2 tRNA genes are annotated in these 267 nt (G+C 37.8%); both read right to left on the bottom strand.

Features of this window, described 5'->3' with window-relative positions:
- Window positions 1–76: 76 nt before the first annotated feature.
- A tRNA-Leu gene (locus SOM16_RS23125) sits at window positions 77–159 on the bottom strand.
- 35 nt (window positions 160–194) lie between these two features.
- Window positions 195–267: transfer RNA gene (locus SOM16_RS23120), tRNA-Lys, on the bottom strand.

Genomic DNA, 267 nt, shown 5'->3' with positions numbered 1-267 from the left:
ACATTAAATTAACGAGGACAAATATAAAATTTATTTTATAAAATATCAACTATTAATTAAATATTTTTTTCTACTGTGCCTGTGACTGGATTCGAACCAGCACATCCTTAGGAAACCACCCCCTCAAGATGGCGTGTCTACCAATTTCACCACACAGGCAACAAAATTACAAAAATCTAGTAATTTTTCGCTAGTGACCCGGCTGGGATTCGAACCCAGGACCCATACATTAAAAGTGTATTGCTCTACCAGCTGAGCTACCGAGTC

Source organism: Pedobacter sp. CFBP9032 (genome assembly GCF_034045265.1).
Taxonomy (GTDB): Bacteria; Bacteroidota; Bacteroidia; order Sphingobacteriales; family Sphingobacteriaceae; genus Pedobacter.
This window is presented reverse-complemented; position numbering and strand designations above follow the sequence as displayed.